Origin of the sequence: Streptomyces sp. GbtcB6 (assembly GCF_019091475.1) — a bacterium.
GTDB classification, from domain to species: domain Bacteria; phylum Actinomycetota; class Actinomycetes; order Streptomycetales; family Streptomycetaceae; genus Streptomyces; species Streptomyces hyaluromycini.
Genome location: NZ_JAGXJL010000343.1, coordinates 1 through 258, shown reverse-complemented (window position 1 = coordinate 258; position 258 = coordinate 1). Strand labels below are relative to the sequence as shown.

Genomic DNA, 258 nt, shown 5'->3' with positions numbered 1-258 from the left:
AAGATCAGGCGATCCTCGATCGGCTCGGCCAGCGTCTGGCGTGCCCCGGCATGGCCCGGTTTCGCATGGCTGTAGCTGCCGCCGGTCAACGGGACGTGCCGCCAGCGCGTGGCGTCCAGCGGCGTGAAGCGCCTCCGCCAGTCGCTACCCAGGAGGGCGACCAGTTCCTCGATCGCGAATTGTGCCGCTGCGCCGTCCTCTTCCAGCATCTCGGCACAGGGGCCGCCGAAAAAGCTCTCCACGATCGGCCAGCCAAAG

At 68.2% G+C, this 258-nt stretch carries 1 protein-coding gene; it reads right to left on the bottom strand.

What is annotated here, in order from left to right:
• On the bottom strand, positions 1–258 hold a 258-nt coding region (locus KVT45_RS55420; RefSeq protein WP_217562734.1), incomplete at both ends, for a hypothetical protein.